Raw genomic sequence first — 18,132 nt, forward strand, 5'->3', positions numbered from 1 at the left:
GATAGCAGCTATTCGGGAACGGTGCGCAACCATGGAGTTCCAGCTGCTAGCTGAATCGCGGGCACAAAAAAACCGGCGCTGGGCCGGTCTCTTGCTGTGCATCTTGAATGGTGCGGACGGAGAGACTCGAACTCTCACACCTTGCGGCGCCAGAACCTAAATCTGGTGTGTCTACCAATTCCACCACGTCCGCGAGACGCTTGAAAGACGAACGCCAGACACGAGGTCTGGCGTTCGCTGAATATGGGGTGGACGATGGGAATCGAACCCACGACACCAGGAGCCACAATCCTGTGCTCTACCAACTGAGCTACGCCCACCATATCTTACCTGCTTGCCGTCGCCGAACCGCCAATGGCGCGCCCGGCAGGACTCGAACCTGCGACCATCCGCTTAGAAGGCGGATGCTCTATCCAGCTGAGCTACGGGCGCCTGTTACGGCAGCTGCCCTAGCAGAGACTTCCTTGGTGAGAAGTCTCTTGCCTGGCCCTTGTCAGTGACTTGGGCTGTGCTCGGCAAGCGGGGCGAATGTTATAAAGCTCCCGCAGGTCCGTCAACTAATTTTTTAAAAATTTTTAAGCAGAAAGAATGAGTTAGCCGCCACAGAGGCTTCTCTGTTGCCAGCAGGCCCGTCCATGCGAAAATAGCCGACCCTTTTCCGTCACCACCAGAAATCGCCCATGACCGCCCAACTGATCGACGGCAAGTCCATTGCCGCCCGCCTGCGCCAGGATATTGCCCAGCGAGTCTCTCAACGTCGTAGCGCCGGCCTGCGCGCCCCTGGCCTCGCCGTCATCCTGGTCGGCACCGATCCCGCCTCGCGCGTCTATGTGGCGCACAAGCGCAAGGATTGCGAAGAGGTCGGTTTCGACTCCTATGCCCATGACCTGCCGGCCAGCACCACCCAGGCCGAGCTGGAAGCCCTGATCGACCGGCTCAACGACGACACCAGCGTCGACGGCATCCTGCTGCAGCTGCCCCTTCCCGCGCACCTGGATGCTACCCAGCTGCTGGAGCGCATCCGTACCGACAAGGACGTGGACGGCTTCCACCCCTACAACCTGGGCCGGCTGGCGCAGCGCAACCCCCAGCTGCGCCCCTGTACGCCCAAGGGCATCATGACCCTGCTGCACAGCACCGGCGTCGACCTCTATGGTCTGGATGCGGTGGTGGTCGGCGCCTCCAACATCGTCGGCCGTCCCATGGCGCTGGAATTGCTATTGGCCGGCTGCACCGCCACCGTGACCCACAGATTCACCCGCTCCCTCGAACACCATGTCAGCCAGGCCGATCTGGTGGTGGTGGCCGTGGGCAAGCCTGGACTGGTCAAGGGTGAATGGATCAAGCCCGGCGCCATCGTCATCGACGTCGGCATCAATCGCCAGGCCGATGGCCGCCTGGTCGGCGACGTGGAATACGAAAGCGCCTGCGAACGCGCCAGCTGGATCACCCCGGTTCCGGGCGGCGTAGGCCCCATGACGCGGGCCTGCCTGCTGGAAAATACCCTGTACGCAGCCGAGCAGCTGCACAGCTAGCAAAACGGGCCCCGCGGGGCCCGTTCTTCATTCGGCCAGGCTTCAGGGCAGCCAGGACTTCACGCGATCCGGATGGGCCGCGATCCAGGCCTTGGCGGCCTCTTCCGGCTTCTTGCCCTCTTCCACGGCCAGCATCACCTCGTTGACCTCACCGGGTTGCCAGGCGAACTTCTTCAGGAAATCCCAGACCGGCTTGGCCTTGGCTTCCAGGGCCGGGTTGGCCACGGTGTCCACGTGCTCGGAACCGCCGAACACACCCTTGGGATCTTCGAGGAACTTGAGTTTCCACTTGGCGAACATCCAGTGCGGCACCCAGCCCGTCACCACGACGGCCTTCTGGTCCTTTTCGGCGCGGGTCAGCTCGGCGATCATGCCGCTACCCGAACTGGCCACCAGCTTGTAATCCAGACCGTAGTCCTTGATCGCCTGATCGGCCTTGAGCATGACCCCGGCACCAGCGTCGATGCCGACGATACGGCCACCGAAGTCGGCCTTCTGCGCCTGCAGATCGGCGATGCTGTTGGCCTTGACGTATTCCGGCACGATCAGACCGATCTTGGCGTCGGGTGTATTGACGTTCAGATTGACCACCTGGTCCTTCATCTTGTCGTAATAGGCACCATGGGTGACCGGCAGCCAGGCGGACAACATGGCATCGAGTTTGCCGCGCGCGACGCCCTGCCACATGATGCCGGCGGCGACCGGCATGAGCTTGACCTCGTAGCCCAGATTCTGGCGGATCACTTCAGCTGCGGTGTGGGTCGTGGCCACGCTATCGGCCCAGCCATCGACATAGCCGATGGTGATTTCTGGCTTGGCCGCCTGAGCCAGGCTCATGGCCGAGGTCAGCGCGACACCGAGTCCTATTCCCAACAGTTTCTTCACCATGCTCATGCAGCAGTCCTCTCGCTATGGAAGTCGGGCGGTTGCCCCACCCCCATCATTCGGGCAATGCAAGATGGCCACTACCGCCTGGACGACGCATAACGACCGGTTAGCGACAGGAGCTGCACTTTCCGCGACATCCGATGTCGCTTGACGCAGCCCGTCGACCGCTCTGTAATCGACGCCTCGCAGAAACCTGCGGCTGCCGATGCAACCTATTGGCGGACCGTTGTCTTACCTACGCTCTCAAGCCCTCTGAAAGGACTCTGTCCATGCGTCTTCCGTTGCGCGTCGCCGCCCTGCTGGGCGCGCTGTTTTCCGGCCTCTGGGGTACCGCGCACGCGGCCGCCGAAGTGGATGCCGCCACCTATGGCTATCCACTGGTCAATCCTTTCGAAGCCACCATCGTCACCACCCCGGAAAAATTCCGGCCCGAGCTGCCGCCCGAAAGCACCATCGACCAGGACGACTACAGCCTCAACCTGCGTCCCGAGCGGGAGTATCAGCTGCCCGGCAACTTCTGGCCGGTGAAGAAATTCCATTACCGGCTCGCGCGGCAGGACCATCCGGCACCGCTGATCTTCCTGATCGCTGGCACCGGGGCCAACTACTCCTCCAGCACCCAGGAATACCTGAAGCGGCTGTATTACGCGGCCGGCTACCACGTGGTGCAGCTGTCGTCGCCCACCAGCTGGGACTTCATGGTGTCGGTATCGCGCACCGCCACGCCGGGCTACACGCCGCACGATGCCGAGGATCTCTATCGCGCCATGCAGGCGGTGCGCGCCCAGCATCCCAAGCTGCCGGTCACCGACTATTACCTGACCGGCTACAGCCTGGGCGGCCTGGATGCCGCCTTCGTCTCCTATCTCGACGAGACCCAGCGCAGCTTCAACTTCAAGAAGGTGCTGATGGTGAATCCGCCGGTCAACCTGCTGACCTCGGTACGCAACCTGGATCGCCTGGTACAGACCGAGGTGAAGGGCGTTACCAACAACCGCACCTTCTATGAGCTGATCCTGTCCAAGCTGACCCGCTACTTCCAGGAGAAGGGCTACGTCGACTTCAACGATGCCGTGGTCCGCGACTTCCAGCGCTCGCCGGAGCGACTGAGCAACGAAGAGCTGGCCATGCTGATCGGCTCGTCCTTCCGTTTCTCCGCGGCGGACATCGCCTTCACCTCCGACCTGATCAACCGGCGCGGCCTGATCACCCCGCCGACCTACCCGATCAGCGAGGGCACCAGCCTGACGCGCTTCTTCGCCCGTTCGCTGCAGTGCGACTTCGACTGCTACATGACCGAGCAGGTCATGCCGTTCTGGCAAAAGAACTTCAAGGGGCAGAACCTCGACGATCTGGCGCGCAAATCCAGCCTCACGGCGCTGGAAGACTATCTGAAGAGCAGCTCCAAGATCGGCGTCATGCACAATGCCGACGACATCATCCTCGGCCCGGGCGACCTTGGCTTCCTGCGCAAGACCTTTGGCGATCGCTTGACCGTCTACCCCCACGGCGGCCATTGCGGCAATCTCAACTACCGCGTCAACGCGAACGCCATGCTGGAGTTCTTCGCCCGTGGTTAAGTCCCTGCTCGCTCTCCTCCTGATGGCCAGTGCCTCGGTATTCGCTGCCGAATCGAGCCCGCCGCCCTCCTCCACTCTGACCATCGGCTCGGACACCATGCCGGCCGCCCCCGTGGGCGCCGACGGTTTCAGCAATCCGCTGTCGACCCTGAAGTACAACCCGGGGCTGGATCAGCGCGAATTCGAACGGGCCTCCCTGGTCGCACTGGACGTCTACGATCCTTTCGAATCCTGGAATCGTCACGTCTACCACTTCAACTATCGGCTGGACGAGTGGGTCCTGCTGCCGGTGGTCAACGGCTATCGCTGGATCACCCCGCGCTTCGTGCGTTCGGGCGTGAGCAACTTCTTCAGCAATTTGGGCGACGTCAACAACCTGCTCAACAGCGTGCTGCAGTTCAAGGGCCGTCGCGCCCTGGACACCACCGGCCGGCTGCTGCTCAACACCACCGTCGGGGTGTTCGGCCTGTGGGATCCAGCGACCCGGGTGGGGCTGATCAAGCAGCCGGAAGACTTCGGCCAGACCCTCGGCTTCTATGGCGTGGGCGATGGTCCTTTCCTGATGCTGCCGATCCTCGGCCCGTCCAACCTGCGCGACACCGGCGGCTTGGCGGTGGATTTCGCCGCCGAGGCGCAGATCAACTTCCTCAACGTCAGCGACGAAAGCGGTCGCCACCCGGAGATCATGGTGCTGCGCGGCATCAACCTCAGGTACGTGACCGACATGAGATACGGCCAGCTCAATTCGCCCTTCGAGTACGAGAAGATCCGCTATTTCTACACCAAGGCGCGGGAACTGCAGATCGCCGAATAAGGCCTAGGCGCTGGCGAGAAAGGCCCGCAGCTCCGGCAGGCGGGCCTGCGCATCGGCCCGCCCCAGCGCCATCAGCTCCTGGCAGTAGGGGGCCTCGAACAGCAGATAGCTGAGCAGGGCGCTGCCCGAAGGCCGATTCACCCCAACCCCTCGCAGCAACTGCCGCAACGCCGGCGGCAGGCGCTTGCGGTGCCGGGTGGCGATGTCGCTCAGTGGCTGGCTGGGCGAGATCACCAGCATCTCCACCGGTCGGCACAGGCGGCCACTGACCGGATCCCCCGCCGGCAGCGCATTGCTCAGCAGGTTGAGGCGGCGCAGGGTTTCGGTATCGCTGTCCAGGGCATCGACAAAGGTGCTGTTGAGCAGGTGGCCGCCGATCTGCGCCACGGTTGGCGGCCGGCCCTGCACGCCATGCTCCTGGCCACCCGGCGCGCCCAGCCCTATCACCAGGATGCGATCCGCGCCCAGATGCAGCGCCGGACTGATGGGCGCCGTCTGCCGGACCGAGCCATCGCCCAGGAACTCACGCCCCACCTTCACCGGCGGAAAGAACAGCGGAATGGCCGTGCTGGCCAGCAGGTGGTCGACCGCCAGCCGCGCCGGCACCCCGACGCGCCGATGGCGGAACCAGGGATCGAGGACGCCCTGACTCTGGTAGAAGGTCATCGCCTGTCCCGAGGCATAGCCGAAGGCGGTCACCGCCACCGCTCGCAGCGCGCGCTGGCGCAAGGCCGCGGTGATGCCGGAGAAATCCAGCTCGCGGCTGAGCAGCGCCCGCAGGGGCGCGTTGTCGAGCAGCGCCAGCGGTTCCTGCCGCCAGGCACCGAACAGGGTCTGCAAGCCGAAGCGCGCCGCCTGGCGGGTCACCCCGCCCCAATCGCTGCGATAGATCATCGCGGTTTCCAGGCCCGACCAGACCGCGGCCAAGCGCTCCACCGCGCGACCGAAATCCAGGGCGCCGCAGCCCAGCACCGCCGCGTTGAGGGCACCGGCCGAGGTGCCGACCAGAATGGGAAAGGGATTCTCGGAGCGCACCGCCAGGGTATCCGCCACCACCTGCAGCACCCCGACCTGATAGGCGGCCCGCGCGCCACCGCCGGCCAGAATCAGCCCCGTGCGCCGCTCGGCGGCCAGGCTCATCTAGCGCCTCTTCTTCGGATACAGCTTGGGCTCGCCAGGCGGGCGGGTCTTGAACCGCCGGTGGGCCCAGAGGTATTGCTCGGGCAGCCGGCTGACGCAGCGTTCCACCCACCGATTGATGCGCAGGCAGTCGGCCTCCTCGCTCTCGCCAGGGAAATCGGCCAGGGGCGGATGGATGACCAGGCGGTAACCCGATCCATCCGCCAGACGCTCCTGGGTGAAGGGCAGCACCCGGGCCCGGCCCAGGCGGGCGAACTTGGTGGTGGCGGTAACGGTAGCGGCCGGAATGCCGAACAGTGGCACGAACAGGCTCTGCTTGGCGCCGTAGTCCTGGTCGGGCGCGTACCAGATGGCGCGACCGGCCCGCAGCACCTTGAGCATGGCGCGCACGTCCTCGCGCTCGATGGCGGTGGCGTCCAGGTTGTGGCGCTCGCGACCGCTACGCTGGATGAAGTCGAACAGCGGATTCTTGTGCTGGCGGTACATGCCATCGATGGTATGCCGCTGACCGAGCAGCGCCGCGCCGATTTCCAGGGTGGTGAAATGCAGCGCCATGAGGATCACGCCCTGCCCGTCGCGCTGAGCGGCCTGCAGATGTTCGAGGCCTTCGATATGGGCCAGCCGGGCCAGGCGCCGGCGCGGCCACCACCAGCTCATGGCCATTTCCAGCAGGGCCATGGCGCTGCTGGCGAAGTTGCGCCGCAACAGCCGATCGCGCGCCCGCTCGTCGAGCTGGGGAAAACAGAGCTCCAGATTGCGGCGAGCGATGGCCCGGCGCTGGCGGGCGACGTGGTAGAAGATCCAACCGAGGCCCTGGGCGAGACGCAGCAGCACGCCATAGGGCAGTTGCACCAGCAGCCAGAGCAGGCCAAGCCCCAGCCAGAGCGGCCAGTACCGTGGATTGAGAAAGGCGAGGCGGAAAGACGGCCGCTCCATCGGAACTCCTGCATGAAAAAGTCGCGCCATTCTACAGGCCTCGCGCAGATTTCCCGTAGCCTTCACAGTCACGGCCCCCCACACCCGGTGAGGGTTGCGGCACGCGGGGCATCCCGCTATAAGTCCCGCCATCCAAGCACAAGTACCCACCATGACCGCAGCCGATCCTTCCGAAAGCGACTCCGTCTTCCAGCTCAAGGGCAACATGCTCGCCGTGACCGTACTGGAGCTTCTCCGCAACGACCTGGGGCGCCTGGACCGGCAACTGGCCCAGAAGGTCGCCCAGGCGCCCAATTTCTTCCAGGAAACGCCGTTGGTGCTGGGCCTGGACAAACTCGCCGAGGACGCCGGCCCGCTCGACCTGGGCGCCCTCCTCGATCTCTGCCGTCGCCACGGCCTGCGTACCCTGGCGCTGCGCGCCAGTCGCAGCGGGGATCTGGCCGCCGCCAACGACTACGACCTGCCGATCCTGCCGCCCAGCTCCGGCGGTCGTGAGCGCCAGGTCGACCCACGTGACCGCGAACCGGTCAAGCCAGCCGAACCTGTCGTACCGCCCGCCCCGGCGATCAATCCGACCAAGATCATCACCGCGCCGGTGCGCGGTGGGGTGCAGCTCTATGCCCCGGCCGGAGACCTGGTGGTACTGGCGCCGGTCAGCCCGGGCGCCGAGTTGCTCGCCGACGGCAACATCCACGTCTACGGCCCCATGCGTGGCCGAGCATTGGCGGGCGTAAAAGGTGATACTAAAGCGCGGATTTTCTGCCAGCAGCTGACCGCGGAACTGCTCTCCATCGCCGGCCAGTACAAGGTCGCCGAAGACCTGCGACGCCATCCGCAATGGGGCAATCCGGTACAGGTCGCTTTGGTGGGAGATGTGTTGAACATCACCCGCCTTTAACGGATAATTTCGCGAATTTTTCGCAATTGGCGCCTAAACCGCCAAGGGCAATACGAAGCGCGACACTGCCTGCAATCTCGTCACCGAGGGCACCGAGTCGCTTCAGTTATTACTTTCGATCAAGGTGAATCAGTTTGGCCAAAGTACTCGTAGTCACCTCCGGCAAGGGCGGCGTCGGCAAGACCACCAGCAGCGCTGCCATCGGTACCGGTCTCGCTCTGCGCGGCCACAAGACCGTCATCGTCGACTTCGACGTTGGCCTGCGTAACCTCGACCTGATCATGGGTTGCGAGCGCCGGGTGGTGTATGACTTCGTCAACGTGATCAACAACGAAGCCACCCTGAGCCAGGCCCTGATCAAGGACAAGCGCCTCGAAAACCTGTTCGTGCTGGCTGCCAGCCAGACCCGCGACAAGGACGCCCTGACCCAGGACGGCGTCGAGCGCGTGATCAACGAACTCAAGCAGACCTTCGACTTCATCGTCTGCGACTCTCCCGCAGGGATCGAGAAGGGTGCCCACCTGGCGATGTACTTCGCCGACGAGGCCATCGTGGTCACCAACCCCGAGGTCTCCTCGGTGCGTGACTCCGACCGCATGCTCGGCCTGCTGGCCAGCAAATCGCGCCGCGCCGAAAAGGGCGAAGAAGCCATCAAGGAGCACCTGCTGCTGACCCGCTACAACCCCGAGCGTGTCACCAAGGGCGAGATGCTTGGCGTCGAGGACGTGGAAGAGATCCTGTCCATTCGCCTGCTCGGCGTGATCCCCGAATCCCAGGCGGTGCTCAAGGCCTCGAACCAGGGCATTCCGGTGATTCTCGACGAACAGAGCGACGCCGGTCAGGCTTACAGTGATACCGTGGAGCGACTGCTCGGCAAGGAAGTGGCCTATCGCTTCCTCGACGTGAAGAAGAAAGGCTTCCTGCAACGTCTGTTCGGGGGTGGTGCCGAATGAACATCTTCGACTTCTTTCGCGACCGGAAGAAGCAGAACAGCGCTTCGATAGCCAAGGAACGGCTACAGATCATCGTGGCCCACGAGCGTGGTCGCCACGAGCAGCCGGACTATCTGCCGCAGCTGCAGAAGGACCTGCTGGAAGTGATCCGCAAGTACGTGCCGATCGAGCAGGACCAGATCCAGGTAGAGCTGGAAAACCAGGGCAGCTGCTCCATCCTCGAACTCAACATCACCCTGCCCGACCGCTAACGCGAACCAGGCAGGACAGCGGCGGCCCCAGGGCCGCCGTTGGCGTTTAAGCCCTGTCGAATTTCCGGGCACCTGCCAAGCGGACGCCAGGATTCGAAACCATGGCCTCTAGGAATCCCATGCCTCTCTCCAACATCCGCATCATTCACCAGGACGACGCCCTGCTGGTGGTCGACAAGCCCACCCTGCTGCTGTCGGTCCCCGGTCGCGCCGAAGACAACCGCGATTGCCTGGTGACCCGCCTGCAGGACAACGGCTATCCAGAGGCCCGCATCGTCCATCGACTGGACTGGGAGACCTCCGGGGTCATCGTGCTGGCGCGGGATGCCGACAGCCATCGCGAGCTGTCGCGACAGTTCCATGATCGGGAAACGGAAAAAGCCTACACCGCGCTCTGCTGGGGCGAGCCGGAGGCCAACAGTGGCCGCATCGAATTGCCGCTGCGCTACGACCCGCCGACCAAGCCGCGCCATGTTGTGGATCACGAACTGGGCCGCCATGCCCTGACCTTCTGGCAGCTGCTGGAGCGCCACGGCCACTACAGCCGGGTGGAACTCACCCCCATCACCGGACGGTCGCATCAGCTGCGGGTCCATATGCTAAGCATCGGTCATCCGCTGCTGGGCGATCAACTCTATGCCGAGGGCGAGGCCCTGGCGGCCCAGCCGCGGCTCTGCCTGCACGCGCGCCTGCTGACGCTGACCCATCCCCTCTCGGGCGAGCGCATGAGCTTTACCAGTCCCGCGCCTTTCTGACCGTCGGTGCTGGCATACTGAGGCGCTCAGCCAAAGGAGTGCCTCTTGTCCTCCTGGACCTCCTACTACGCCGCCACCGCCCAGGGTGCCCCGCGCGACACCCTGCTGCAGGCGCTCGCCTGCTGGTCGAGTCCGCCAGGATTGGCGCTGGATCTGGGCTGTGGCACCGGACGCGATACCCTCGTCTTGCTGGAACGCGGCTGGCAGGTGCTGGCGGTGGATGCCGAGGCCGAAGCCCTGAGCGGATTGCGCCAGCGCGTGCCGGTCCTGCTGCAGGCCCGTCTGGAGACCCGCCAAGAGCGCTTCGAGACGGCCAAAATTCCCCGCTGCGACCTCGTCAATTCCAGCTTCGCCCTGCCCTTTTGCGAACCGGCGCGTTTTCCCGCGCTCTGGACCAGGATCACCGCGGCCGTGCGCCCGGGTGGTCTGTTCTGCGGCCAGCTCTTCGGCGAGCGGGACAGCTGGGCCAGCAGGGGCGTGACGGTCGTCGCCGCCGCTGCCCTGGAGCAGCTGCTCCAGGACTGGCAAGTCCTCCAGCATGTCGAGGAGGAAGAGGACGGCCACACCGCGGTCGGACGGTCGAAGCACTGGCACATCCACCACCTGGTGCTGCAGCGCCGTTGAGCCTGGGCGCTACGCTCGACTCCCCTTGGTCCAGAACCTAGACTGGACGCCTTGTCGTCCGGAGTCGTCCATGCGTACCGATCAGATCCAAGGCCTCATCGATTTCCTCTCCACTTCGCCCACGCCCTTCCACGCCACCGCGGCCCTCGCCCGCCGTCTCGAAGCCGCCGGCTACCAGCGCCTGGACGAACGCGAAAGCTGGTCCGTGCAGCCGGGTGGCCGCTACTACGTCACCCGCAACGATTCCTCGCTGATTGCCGTGCGCCTGGGCGCCCAGCCGCTGGAGCGTGGCCTGCGCCTGGTCGGCGCCCATACCGACAGCCCCTGCCTCAAGGTCAAGCCGCAGCCGGAGCTGCAGCGGCAGGGCTTCTGGCAACTGGGCGTCGAGGTCTACGGCGGCATGCTCATGGCGCCCTGGTTCGACCGCGACCTGTCCCTGGCGGGCCGGGTGACCTATCGCGCCGCGGGCCGGGTGCAGAGTCGGCTGATCGACTTCCGCAAGCCGCTGGCGATCATCCCCAACCTGGCCATCCACCTCAATCGCGAAGCCAACCAGGGCTGGGCCATCAATGCCCAGAACGAGCTGCCGCCGATCCTGGCCCAGGTGCCTGCCGGCGAGCGGCGCGACTTCCGCGCCCTGCTGGCCGCGCGCCTGCACCAGGAACACGGCATAGACCAAGCCGAGGTGCTGGATTTCGAACTGAGCTTCTATGATGTCCAGCCCGCCGCCCTGATCGGGCTGGACGATGACTTCATCGCCGCCGCTCGCCTGGACAACCTGCTGTCCTGCCATGCGGGTCTGGAAGCCCTGCTGGCCGCCGAGGGCGACGAGAACGCCGTGCTGGTCTGCACCGATCACGAGGAAGTGGGCTCCACCTCCTGCTGCGGCGCCGATGGTCCCTTCCTCGAACAGGTGCTGCAACGCCTGCTGCCCGCCGGGGATGCCTTTACCCGCACCCTGCAACGTTCGCTGCTGATCTCGGCCGACAACGCCCATGGCGTGCACCCCAACTATGCCGACAAGCACGATGGCAACCACGGCCCGAAACTGAACGGCGGCCCGGTGATCAAGGTGAACGCCAACCAGCGCTATGCCACCAGCAGCGAAACCGCGGCCTTCTTCCGCGACCTCTGCCAACGCGAAGCGGTGCCGGTGCAAAGCTTCGTGGTACGCAGCGACATGGGGTGCGGCTCCACCATCGGCCCCATCACCGCCGGTCAGCTGGGAGTGCGCACCGTGGACATCGGCCTGCCCACCTTCGCCATGCATTCCATCCGCGAATTGGCCGGCAGCCACGACCTCGGCCATCTGATCAAGGTGCTGACGGCCTTCTATGCGAGCAGCGAACTGCCGCTCTGAAGCCAGCCTAGTCCGGTACTTCGACCCTGACCTGGATGGCGTCGTGCCGCCAGAATTCCAGGTCGCAATCGATCAGTCGCCCCTGCTGGTCGTGGTTGATGCGGGTGATGTGCAGCGCCGGACTACCCTGCGCCACTCGCAGGGCCTGGGCAGCCTCCGGCAACAAGGCGGTCGGCAGAATTTCGAAGCGCACCTCGCCGTAGCGGATGTCGTAGCGGTCGCGATACAGCTCGGTGAGGGAACGCTGCAGGTCGTGCTCCAGCAAGCCCGGGAAGTAGGCCGCATTGAGGTAGTGCTCGACATAGAGCACCAGCCGGCCGTCCACGCGGCGCACCCGGCGGATCTGATAGACGCTGGACAACGCCGGTAACTCCAGCAGGCGACATATCTCCGCGGACGCCAGCATCTGCCGCGCCGCCAACACCTCGGTGGCCGGTCGACGACCCTGGGCTTCCACCATGGCGTGGAAATGGGTGCGGGCCAGGGGGTTGTAGGCCAGGCGTGGCGGCGCAACGAACCAGCCGCGCCGCTCTTCGCGATAGATCAGGCCCAGGGCTTCCAGTTGCAACAGGGCCTCACGCAGGGTGATGCGGGTGGTGGCGAACAGCTCGCTCAGCTGGCGCTCGGACGGCAAGCGCTCCATCGCCAGCAGCAGGCCATGGGCGATCTGCTCCTGCAGCGCCTGGCGGATGGCGCTGGCGCCCGGCGCACCTCTTTGGACTAGACCAGCTTCGGATTGGTGCACCCGGAACGCCTCGACTAGGGTTTGCTGGGAGACTAGGGCGGCCAGATGACCGCTTGGTGACGACTGCAGCGCCGGTGCCAGCGGTGGAACGGGGCGAACTGCCATCAAATCGTCATACCTCGCTCCTAGATTGGCCGGTGTCTTGCTGACCTAGACCAAGCCCTAACACCTGGAGCGCCCGTATGACCCGTCTGCTTGCTTCCTTGTTGGCCACTGCCGTTGCGGTACAGGCCGGTACCGCCTTCGCCGATACCGTCGATCTCAAAGCCCTCGAAGCCGCCGCCCGCAAGGAAGGCCAGGTGAACAGCGTCGGCATGCCCGATACCTGGGCGAACTGGAAAGGCACCTGGCAGGACCTGGAGCAGAAGTACGGCCTCAAGCACCAGGACACCGACATGAGCTCCGCCCAGGAGATCGCCAAATTCGCCGCCGAAGGCGAAAACGCCTCCGCCGACATTGGTGACGTCGGTGCCTCCTTCGGCCCCATCGCCGTGCAGAAGGGCGTTACCCAGCCCTACAAGCCGAGCACCTGGGACCAGGTGCCGAGCTGGGCCAAGGACAGCGACGGGCACTGGGCGCTGGCCTACACCGGCACCATCGCCTTCATCGTCAACAAGCAGACCGTTAAGGACGTGCCCCACTCCTGGGCCGACCTGCTCAAGGGCACCTACAAGGTCACCATCGGTGACGTCAGTGCCGCCTCCCAGGCGGTGAGCGGCGTGCTGGCCGCGGCCTACGCCAACGGCGGCGACGAGAAGAACATCAAGCCGGCGCTGGATTTCTTCGCCAAGCTGGCCAAGCAGGGCCGCCTGTCCTTCACCAACCCGGTAGTGGCCAACCTCGAGAAAGGCGAGGTAGAGGTGGGCGTGGTCTGGGACTTCAATGCCCTGAACTACCGCGACCAGATCGACCGCTCGCGCTTCGAGGTGCTGATCCCTTCCGACGGCTCGGTGACCTCCGGCTACACCACCATCATCAACAAGTACGCCAAGCACCCCAATGCCGCCAAGCTGGCTCGTGAGTACATCTTCTCCGACGCGGGCCAGATCAACCTGGCCGAGGGCTATGCCCGGCCGATCCGCGCCGAGCACCTGACCCTGCCGGCGGACGTCCAGGCCAAGCTGCTGCCCCAGGCGCAATACGCCAAGGCGCGCCCCATCACCGACGCCAAGGCCTGGGAAGAGACTTCCAAGCGCCTGCCACGGCTCTGGCAGGAACACGTCCTGATCAACATGCAGCAGTGACGTCATGAAGGTCATCCTGGTCGTGCTGGACGGACTCGCCCTGAGGGTCGCCGAACACGGACTCGGCTTCCTTCAGGCGCTATGCCTGGCCGGCCGGGGTCGCCTCTACCGCCTGGAGTGCGAGTTGCCTTCGCTCTCCCGGCCGCTCTACGAATGCCTGCTCACCGGGGTGCCACCGGTGAGCAGCGGCATCGTCCACAACGGTGTCAATCGACTCTCGACCGAGACTAGCCTGTTCCATCTGGGGCGGGCCGCCGGTCTCACCACCGCGGCAGCCGCCTATCACTGGGTCAGCGAACTCTATAACCGCAGCCCCTTCGAGCAGGGCCGGGACAGGCACGTCAGCGACACCGGCCTGCCGATCCAGCACGGCCACTTCTACTACGCCGACCACTACCCGGATTCCCACCTGTTCGACGACGCCGAGCACCTGCGCCTCACCCATGCCCCGGACATCCTGCTGGTGCATCCGATGAACATCGACGACGCGGGCCACAAGCACGGTCTCTCCAGCCCCGAATACCGCAATGCCGCGCGCCGCGCCGATGGCCTGTTGTCACACTATCTGCCTACCTGGCTGGACGCCGGCTACCAGGTGCTGGTGACCGCCGATCACGGCATGAACGATGACCGTAGCCATGGCGGGACGCTGGCGGAAGAACGCGAGGTTCCGCTGTTCGTGTTCGGCGAAGGCTTCTCCCTGGGCGAGGCCACGCCGCGGCAGGTGGAGATCTGCGGAACGGTGTGCAGCCTGCTGGGGCTGGCCCACGACAAACCCTGGTGCCGGGAGCTGCTGGCATGAAGCGGCCCTGGCTCGCCCTGCTGCTGATCCTGCCTTTCCTGCTGGTGTTCGGCGCCTTCCAGCTGGCGCCCCTGACCTGGATCGCCTTCAACAGTTTCGACTCCAGCGAAAGCGGCTGGGGCCTGGGCAATTACGCCGAGATCCTCGGCTCGCCCTTCTACCTGCAGGCCATCCGCTTCTCCCTGGAGATCTCGCTCTGGTCCAGCGTCTGCGGCCTGCTCATCGCCCTGGTCGGTGCCTATTCGCTGACGCGGGTGGACTCGCGACTGCGCGGCTTCGTGGTGGCCTTCACCAACATGACCAGCAACTTCGCCGGGGTACCGCTGGCCTTCGCCTTCATCATCCTGCTCGGCATCAATGGCTGCCTGACCCTGGCGCTCAAGCAGCTGGGACTGATCGAGAGCTTCAACCTCTACACCAAGGGCGGCCTGATCCTCATCTACACCTACTTCCAGATCCCCCTGGGCGTATTGCTGCTGTTTCCGGCCTTCGAGGCCCTGAAGCAGGACTGGCGCGATGCGGCGGCACTGCTCGGCGCCGGCACCTGGCAATACTGGCGGCATATCGGCCTGCCGGTGCTCAGCCCGGCGCTAGTGGGCACCTTCATCATCCTGCTGGCCAACGCCCTGGGCGCCTACGCCACCGTCTACGCCCTCACCGTGGGCAACTTCAACGTGGTGCCGGTGCGCATCGCCGCCCTGGTCTCCGGCGACATCTATCTGGAGCCCAACCTGGCCGCCGCCCTGGCCATGCTGCTGGTGGCCTTCATGACCCTGATCACCCTCGTCCATCAGTGGCTGCTGCGGCGGAGTCGTCATGTCCAGAGCTGAGCATCTCTATCATCGCCTGGTGGTCTGGCTGCTGTTTCTGATCCTGTTCGCACCCCTGGCCGCGACCCTGGTCTATTCCCTCGCCACCCAGTGGTCGGCGACCCTGCTGCCGGCCGGCTTCACGTTCAAGTGGTACCTGCAACTGTGGAGCGATCCGCGCTTTCTCGCCGCCTTCGGCCGCTCCCTGGCGATCTGTTTCGGCGCCCTGGCGTTGTCCTGCGTGCTGATCCTGCCGGCCATGTTCGCCATCGCCTACCACTTCCCGCGGCTGGATGCATTGATGAATGTACTGATCCTCTTGCCCTTCGCGGTACCGCCGGTGGTCTCGGCCGTGGGTCTGCTGCAGCTCTATGCCGGCGGCCCACTGCCGCTGACCGGCACACCCTGGATTCTGGTGTTCTGCTACTTCACCATCGCCCTGCCCTTCATGTACCGGGCCATCAGCAACAACCTCCAGGCGCTCAACCTGCGTGACCTGATGGACGCCGCCCACCTGCTCGGCGCCAGCTCCTGGCGCGCCGCGCTGCTGGTGGTGCTGCCCAATCTGCGCACCGGGCTGATGGTGGCGCTGTTCCTGTCCTTTTCCTTTCTCATCGGCGAATTCGTCTTCGCCAACCTACTGGTGGGAACGCGCTACGAGACCCTGCAGATCTATCTCTACAACCTGCGCAACGGCAGCGGCCACCTGACCAGCGCCCTGGTCATTTCCTACTTCTTCGCGGTGCTGCTGATGACCTGGATCGCCAATCGCCTGAATCGGGAGCGGACATGAGCTATCTCGCGGTCAAGGGACTGCACAAGCGCTACGGCGCCAACACCCTGTTCACCGACATCGAATTCCACGCCGAACAAGGCGAACTGGTGACGCTGCTCGGCCCCTCGGGCTGCGGCAAGTCCACCCTGCTGCGCTGCCTGGCCGGCCTCACCGAGGTCGATCGCGGTGCCATCGTGCTGGCCGGCCAGGACATCACCAAGCTGCCGCCGCAACGCCGTGGTATCGCCATGGTGTTCCAGAGCTATGCCCTGTTCCCCAACATGACCGTGGCGCAGAACGTCGCCTTCGGCCTGCGCATGCAGCGGCTGGCGCGGGACGAAATCGGGCAGCGGGTGGGCGAGGCCCTGACCCTGGTTGAACTGCAGGGCTTCGCCGAGCGCTATCCGCATCAGCTCTCCGGTGGCCAGTGCCAGCGCGTGGCCCTGGCGCGCTCGCTGATCGTGCGGCCGCGCCTGCTGCTGCTCGACGAACCCCTCTCAGCGCTGGATGCCCGCATCCGTCGCCACCTGCGTGAACAGATCCGCGCCATCCAGCAGGAGCTGGGCCTGACCACGGTGTTCGTCACCCATGATCAGGAAGAAGCCCTGACCCTGTCCGATCGCATCGTGCTGATGCGCGAAGGACGCATCGTCCAGAGCGGCGATGCCGAGACGCTCTACACCGCGCCGGTGGATGCCTTCGCCGCCGGCTTCATCGGCAACTACAACCTGCTCAGCGCCGACCAGGCCAGCCGGCTGTTCGGCCAGACCTTTCAGGGGCAGGTGGCGATTCGCCCCGAGGCCATCCGCCTCGGCGTGGCGGGCGGCTTCAACGGACGCATCGTCGGCCACAGCCTGCTGGGTAACGTGATCCGCTACCGGATCGCCACCGAAGCCGGCGAACTCAATGTCGACGTTCTCAACCATGGCCCGACGGCCTTGCAGCCGAACGGCACAGCCGTCACCCTGGCCGTCGATTCCGACAGCCTGAGAGAAGTGGCATGACCCTGGCGATTTTCGATCTCGACGAAACCCTTATCGACGGTGACTGCTCCAGTCTCTGGAGCCAGCAGATGGGCGTCCTTGGCTGGGTCGACCGCGAGTCCTTCGTGCAGCGCGACAGCGAACTGATGGCGGCCTATGCCCAGGGCGAACTGGCCATGGAGGACTACATGGCCTTCCACCTCGAACCCCTGGTGGGCCGTACGCCCGAAGAGGTGGATTTCGAGGTCGGACCCTGGGTCGAGGACGTCATCGAACCGCTGATCTTCAGCGACGCCATGAAGTGCATCGCCGCCCACCGCGCCGCCGGCGACCGGGTGATCATCGTCTCGGCCTCCGGGGTGCACTTGGTGGAGCCCATCGCCGAACGACTCGGCGTGGAAGAGGTGCTGGCCATCGACCTGCAGGTCAGCCACGGCGTCTACAGCGGCCAGGTGGAGGGGGTCATGACCTTTCGCGAAGGCAAGCTCACCCGCCTGCTGGAACTGCTCGGCGGCGACCGCAGCCTGCTGGATTCCGCCAGCTTCTACTCCGACTCACGCAACGACCTGCCGCTGCTGGAAGCAGTGGGCAAGCCACACGTGGTCAACCCCGATCCGGTACTGCGCGAACGCGCCACAGCGGCCGGCTGGCCGATCCTCAGCTGGCGGTAACTCGCATCGCGTCCATGGCGGCGCGGGGACGTAGGTTGGGCTGAGACGGCTTTATCGTCGAAACCCAACATGGCCGGTTCCGAGCAAGATCCGTTGGGCTTCGCTGCGCTCAACCCAACCTACGGGCGCTCCCATGGATTACCGATGTTCGTAGGTTGGGCTGAGACAGCCCCATCGTCGAAGCCCAACATAGCCGGCTCCGAGCAGGGCCCTGTTGGGCTTCGCTACGCTCAACTCAACCTACGACCGCTCCTACGGACGCCGATGCTTTCGTAGGTTGGGTTGAGACGGCTCCCTCGTCGAAGCCCAACATGGCCGGTTCCGAGCAAGATCCCGTTGGGCTTCGCTGCGCTCAACCCAACCTACGGG

General features: G+C 65.0%; 19 protein-coding genes and 3 tRNA genes. 15 read left to right on the forward strand and 7 right to left on the reverse strand.

Annotated elements, in window-relative coordinates:
- Window positions 1–108: 108 nt before the first annotated feature.
- The 3 genes from BMZ43_RS01240 to BMZ43_RS01250 all read right to left on the reverse strand — a co-directional run bounded on the left by BMZ43_RS01240 (window position 109) and on the right by BMZ43_RS01250 (window position 432).
- Window positions 109–193: transfer RNA gene (locus tag BMZ43_RS01240), tRNA-Leu, on the reverse strand.
- Between the two features lie 51 nt (window positions 194–244).
- Window positions 245–320: transfer RNA gene (locus tag BMZ43_RS01245), tRNA-His, on the reverse strand.
- A gap of 35 nt (window positions 321–355) precedes the next feature.
- A tRNA-Arg gene (locus BMZ43_RS01250) sits at window positions 356–432 on the reverse strand.
- 248 nt (window positions 433–680) lie between these two features.
- On the opposite strand from BMZ43_RS01250, the gene folD reads away from it, so the two are divergent.
- Window positions 681–1,535 (forward strand): bifunctional methylenetetrahydrofolate dehydrogenase/methenyltetrahydrofolate cyclohydrolase FolD, encoded by an 855-nt coding sequence (gene folD / locus BMZ43_RS01255; RefSeq protein WP_017642802.1) that lies wholly within the window; start codon window positions 681–683, stop codon window positions 1,533–1,535.
- A gap of 42 nt (window positions 1,536–1,577) precedes the next feature.
- Here the strand turns inward: folD and BMZ43_RS01260 are convergent, their stop codons facing one another.
- Window positions 1,578–2,423 (reverse strand): glycine betaine ABC transporter substrate-binding protein, encoded by an 846-nt coding sequence (locus BMZ43_RS01260; protein ID WP_371099831.1) that lies wholly within the window; start codon window positions 2,421–2,423, stop codon window positions 1,578–1,580.
- Window positions 2,424–2,692: 269 nt separating this feature from the next.
- Here BMZ43_RS01260 and BMZ43_RS01265 point away from each other — a divergent pair, with 269 nt between their 5' ends.
- A complete protein-coding gene (locus tag BMZ43_RS01265; protein WP_017642800.1) occupies window positions 2,693–4,003 on the forward strand; it encodes an alpha/beta fold hydrolase family protein in 1,311 nt (436 codons plus the stop codon).
- A gap of 97 nt (window positions 4,004–4,100) precedes the next feature.
- Complete coding sequence (locus tag BMZ43_RS01270) at window positions 4,101–4,817, forward strand: MlaA family lipoprotein (RefSeq protein WP_256562879.1); 717 nt, start codon at window positions 4,101–4,103, stop codon at window positions 4,815–4,817.
- A gap of 3 nt (window positions 4,818–4,820) precedes the next feature.
- Here BMZ43_RS01270 and BMZ43_RS01275 read toward each other — a convergent pair whose 3' ends face one another.
- Window positions 4,821–5,957, reverse strand: coding sequence for a patatin-like phospholipase family protein (locus tag BMZ43_RS01275; RefSeq protein WP_093249157.1), 1,137 nt, complete (start codon window positions 5,955–5,957; stop codon window positions 4,821–4,823).
- Window positions 5,958–6,893, reverse strand: coding sequence for a lipid A biosynthesis lauroyl acyltransferase (locus BMZ43_RS01280; RefSeq protein WP_093249162.1), 936 nt, complete (start codon window positions 6,891–6,893; stop codon window positions 5,958–5,960).
- A 151-nt stretch (window positions 6,894–7,044) separates the two neighbouring features.
- Between BMZ43_RS01280 and minC the strand changes: the two genes are divergently transcribed.
- The 6 genes from minC (at window position 7,045) to BMZ43_RS01310 (ending at window position 11,734) form a co-directional block, all read left to right on the forward strand.
- Window positions 7,045–7,791: a septum site-determining protein MinC gene (gene minC, locus BMZ43_RS01285; protein WP_017642795.1), complete on the forward strand. Its 747-nt coding sequence runs from the start codon at window positions 7,045–7,047 to the stop codon at window positions 7,789–7,791.
- A gap of 134 nt (window positions 7,792–7,925) precedes the next feature.
- Complete coding sequence (minD, locus tag BMZ43_RS01290) at window positions 7,926–8,744, forward strand: septum site-determining protein MinD (protein ID WP_017642794.1); 819 nt, start codon at window positions 7,926–7,928, stop codon at window positions 8,742–8,744.
- Window positions 8,741–8,995: a cell division topological specificity factor MinE gene (gene minE, locus BMZ43_RS01295; RefSeq protein WP_017642793.1), complete on the forward strand. Its 255-nt coding sequence runs from the start codon at window positions 8,741–8,743 to the stop codon at window positions 8,993–8,995. Before minD ends, minE begins: the two co-directional genes overlap by 4 nt.
- Before the next feature lie 119 nt (window positions 8,996–9,114).
- Window positions 9,115–9,750 (forward strand): RluA family pseudouridine synthase, encoded by a 636-nt coding sequence (locus BMZ43_RS01300; protein ID WP_064307155.1) that lies wholly within the window; start codon window positions 9,115–9,117, stop codon window positions 9,748–9,750.
- Window positions 9,751–9,795: 45 nt separating this feature from the next.
- Complete coding sequence (locus BMZ43_RS01305; protein ID WP_017642791.1) at window positions 9,796–10,374, forward strand: class I SAM-dependent methyltransferase; 579 nt, start codon at window positions 9,796–9,798, stop codon at window positions 10,372–10,374.
- Between the two features lie 70 nt (window positions 10,375–10,444).
- Window positions 10,445–11,734, forward strand: a complete 1,290-nt coding sequence (locus BMZ43_RS01310) for a M18 family aminopeptidase (protein WP_064307156.1) — start codon at window positions 10,445–10,447, stop codon at window positions 11,732–11,734.
- Window positions 11,735–11,741: 7 nt separating this feature from the next.
- On the opposite strand, the gene BMZ43_RS01315 is transcribed toward BMZ43_RS01310, so the two are convergent.
- A complete protein-coding gene (locus BMZ43_RS01315) occupies window positions 11,742–12,479 on the reverse strand; it encodes a UTRA domain-containing protein (RefSeq protein WP_017642789.1) in 738 nt (245 codons plus the stop codon).
- A gap of 182 nt (window positions 12,480–12,661) precedes the next feature.
- On the opposite strand from BMZ43_RS01315, the gene BMZ43_RS01320 reads away from it, so the two are divergent.
- The 6 genes from BMZ43_RS01320 to BMZ43_RS01345 are packed head-to-tail and all read left to right on the forward strand — an operon-like array spanning window position 12,662 to window position 17,763.
- Window positions 12,662–13,723: an ABC transporter substrate-binding protein gene (locus BMZ43_RS01320; protein ID WP_017642788.1), complete on the forward strand. Its 1,062-nt coding sequence runs from the start codon at window positions 12,662–12,664 to the stop codon at window positions 13,721–13,723.
- A 4-nt stretch (window positions 13,724–13,727) separates the two neighbouring features.
- Window positions 13,728–14,525 carry an alkaline phosphatase family protein gene (locus tag BMZ43_RS01325; protein ID WP_093249167.1) on the forward strand — a complete coding sequence of 266 codons (798 nt, stop codon included), beginning with the start codon at window positions 13,728–13,730 and terminating at the stop codon, window positions 14,523–14,525.
- Window positions 14,522–15,355 carry an ABC transporter permease gene (locus BMZ43_RS01330; protein ID WP_093249171.1) on the forward strand — a complete coding sequence of 278 codons (834 nt, stop codon included), beginning with the start codon at window positions 14,522–14,524 and terminating at the stop codon, window positions 15,353–15,355. The genes BMZ43_RS01325 and BMZ43_RS01330 overlap by 4 nt, the downstream gene beginning before the upstream one ends.
- Window positions 15,342–16,127, forward strand: a complete 786-nt coding sequence (locus BMZ43_RS01335) for an ABC transporter permease (RefSeq protein WP_017642785.1) — start codon at window positions 15,342–15,344, stop codon at window positions 16,125–16,127. The genes BMZ43_RS01330 and BMZ43_RS01335 overlap by 14 nt, the downstream gene beginning before the upstream one ends.
- Complete coding sequence (locus tag BMZ43_RS01340) at window positions 16,124–17,113, forward strand: ABC transporter ATP-binding protein (protein ID WP_017642784.1); 990 nt, start codon at window positions 16,124–16,126, stop codon at window positions 17,111–17,113. Before BMZ43_RS01335 ends, BMZ43_RS01340 begins: the two co-directional genes overlap by 4 nt.
- Complete coding sequence (locus BMZ43_RS01345) at window positions 17,110–17,763, forward strand: HAD family hydrolase (protein ID WP_093249175.1); 654 nt, start codon at window positions 17,110–17,112, stop codon at window positions 17,761–17,763. The genes BMZ43_RS01340 and BMZ43_RS01345 overlap by 4 nt, the downstream gene beginning before the upstream one ends.
- Window positions 17,764–18,132 lie beyond the last annotated feature (369 nt).

The organism is Pseudomonas sp. Snoq117.2 (assembly GCF_900110545.1).
Lineage (GTDB): Bacteria > Pseudomonadota > Gammaproteobacteria > Pseudomonadales > Pseudomonadaceae > Chryseomonas > Chryseomonas benzopyrenica.

Bases quoted from the DNA above. Each gene is read 5' to 3' on its own strand.
- folD (WP_017642802.1), top strand. From the start codon at position 681: ATGACCGCCCAACTGATCGACGGCAAGTCCATTGCCGCCCGCCTGCGC.
- BMZ43_RS01260 (WP_371099831.1), bottom strand. From the start codon at position 2,423: ATGGTGAAGAAACTGTTGGGAATAGGACTCGGTGTCGCGCTGACCTCG.
- BMZ43_RS01265 (WP_017642800.1), top strand. From the start codon at position 2,693: ATGCGTCTTCCGTTGCGCGTCGCCGCCCTGCTGGGCGCGCTGTTTTCC.
- BMZ43_RS01270 (WP_256562879.1), top strand. From the start codon at position 4,101: ATGCCGGCCGCCCCCGTGGGCGCCGACGGTTTCAGCAATCCGCTGTCG.
- BMZ43_RS01275 (WP_093249157.1), bottom strand. From the start codon at position 5,957: ATGAGCCTGGCCGCCGAGCGGCGCACGGGGCTGATTCTGGCCGGCGGT.
- BMZ43_RS01280 (WP_093249162.1), bottom strand. From the start codon at position 6,893: ATGGAGCGGCCGTCTTTCCGCCTCGCCTTTCTCAATCCACGGTACTGG.
- minC (WP_017642795.1), top strand. From the start codon at position 7,045: ATGACCGCAGCCGATCCTTCCGAAAGCGACTCCGTCTTCCAGCTCAAG.
- minE (WP_017642793.1), top strand. From the start codon at position 8,741: ATGAACATCTTCGACTTCTTTCGCGACCGGAAGAAGCAGAACAGCGCT.
- BMZ43_RS01300 (WP_064307155.1), top strand. From the start codon at position 9,115: ATGCCTCTCTCCAACATCCGCATCATTCACCAGGACGACGCCCTGCTG.
- BMZ43_RS01310 (WP_064307156.1), top strand. From the start codon at position 10,445: ATGCGTACCGATCAGATCCAAGGCCTCATCGATTTCCTCTCCACTTCG.
- BMZ43_RS01320 (WP_017642788.1), top strand. From the start codon at position 12,662: ATGACCCGTCTGCTTGCTTCCTTGTTGGCCACTGCCGTTGCGGTACAG.
- BMZ43_RS01325 (WP_093249167.1), top strand. From the start codon at position 13,728: ATGAAGGTCATCCTGGTCGTGCTGGACGGACTCGCCCTGAGGGTCGCC.
- BMZ43_RS01330 (WP_093249171.1), top strand. From the start codon at position 14,522: ATGAAGCGGCCCTGGCTCGCCCTGCTGCTGATCCTGCCTTTCCTGCTG.
- BMZ43_RS01335 (WP_017642785.1), top strand. From the start codon at position 15,342: ATGTCCAGAGCTGAGCATCTCTATCATCGCCTGGTGGTCTGGCTGCTG.
- BMZ43_RS01340 (WP_017642784.1), top strand. From the start codon at position 16,124: ATGAGCTATCTCGCGGTCAAGGGACTGCACAAGCGCTACGGCGCCAAC.
- BMZ43_RS01345 (WP_093249175.1), top strand. From the start codon at position 17,110: ATGACCCTGGCGATTTTCGATCTCGACGAAACCCTTATCGACGGTGAC.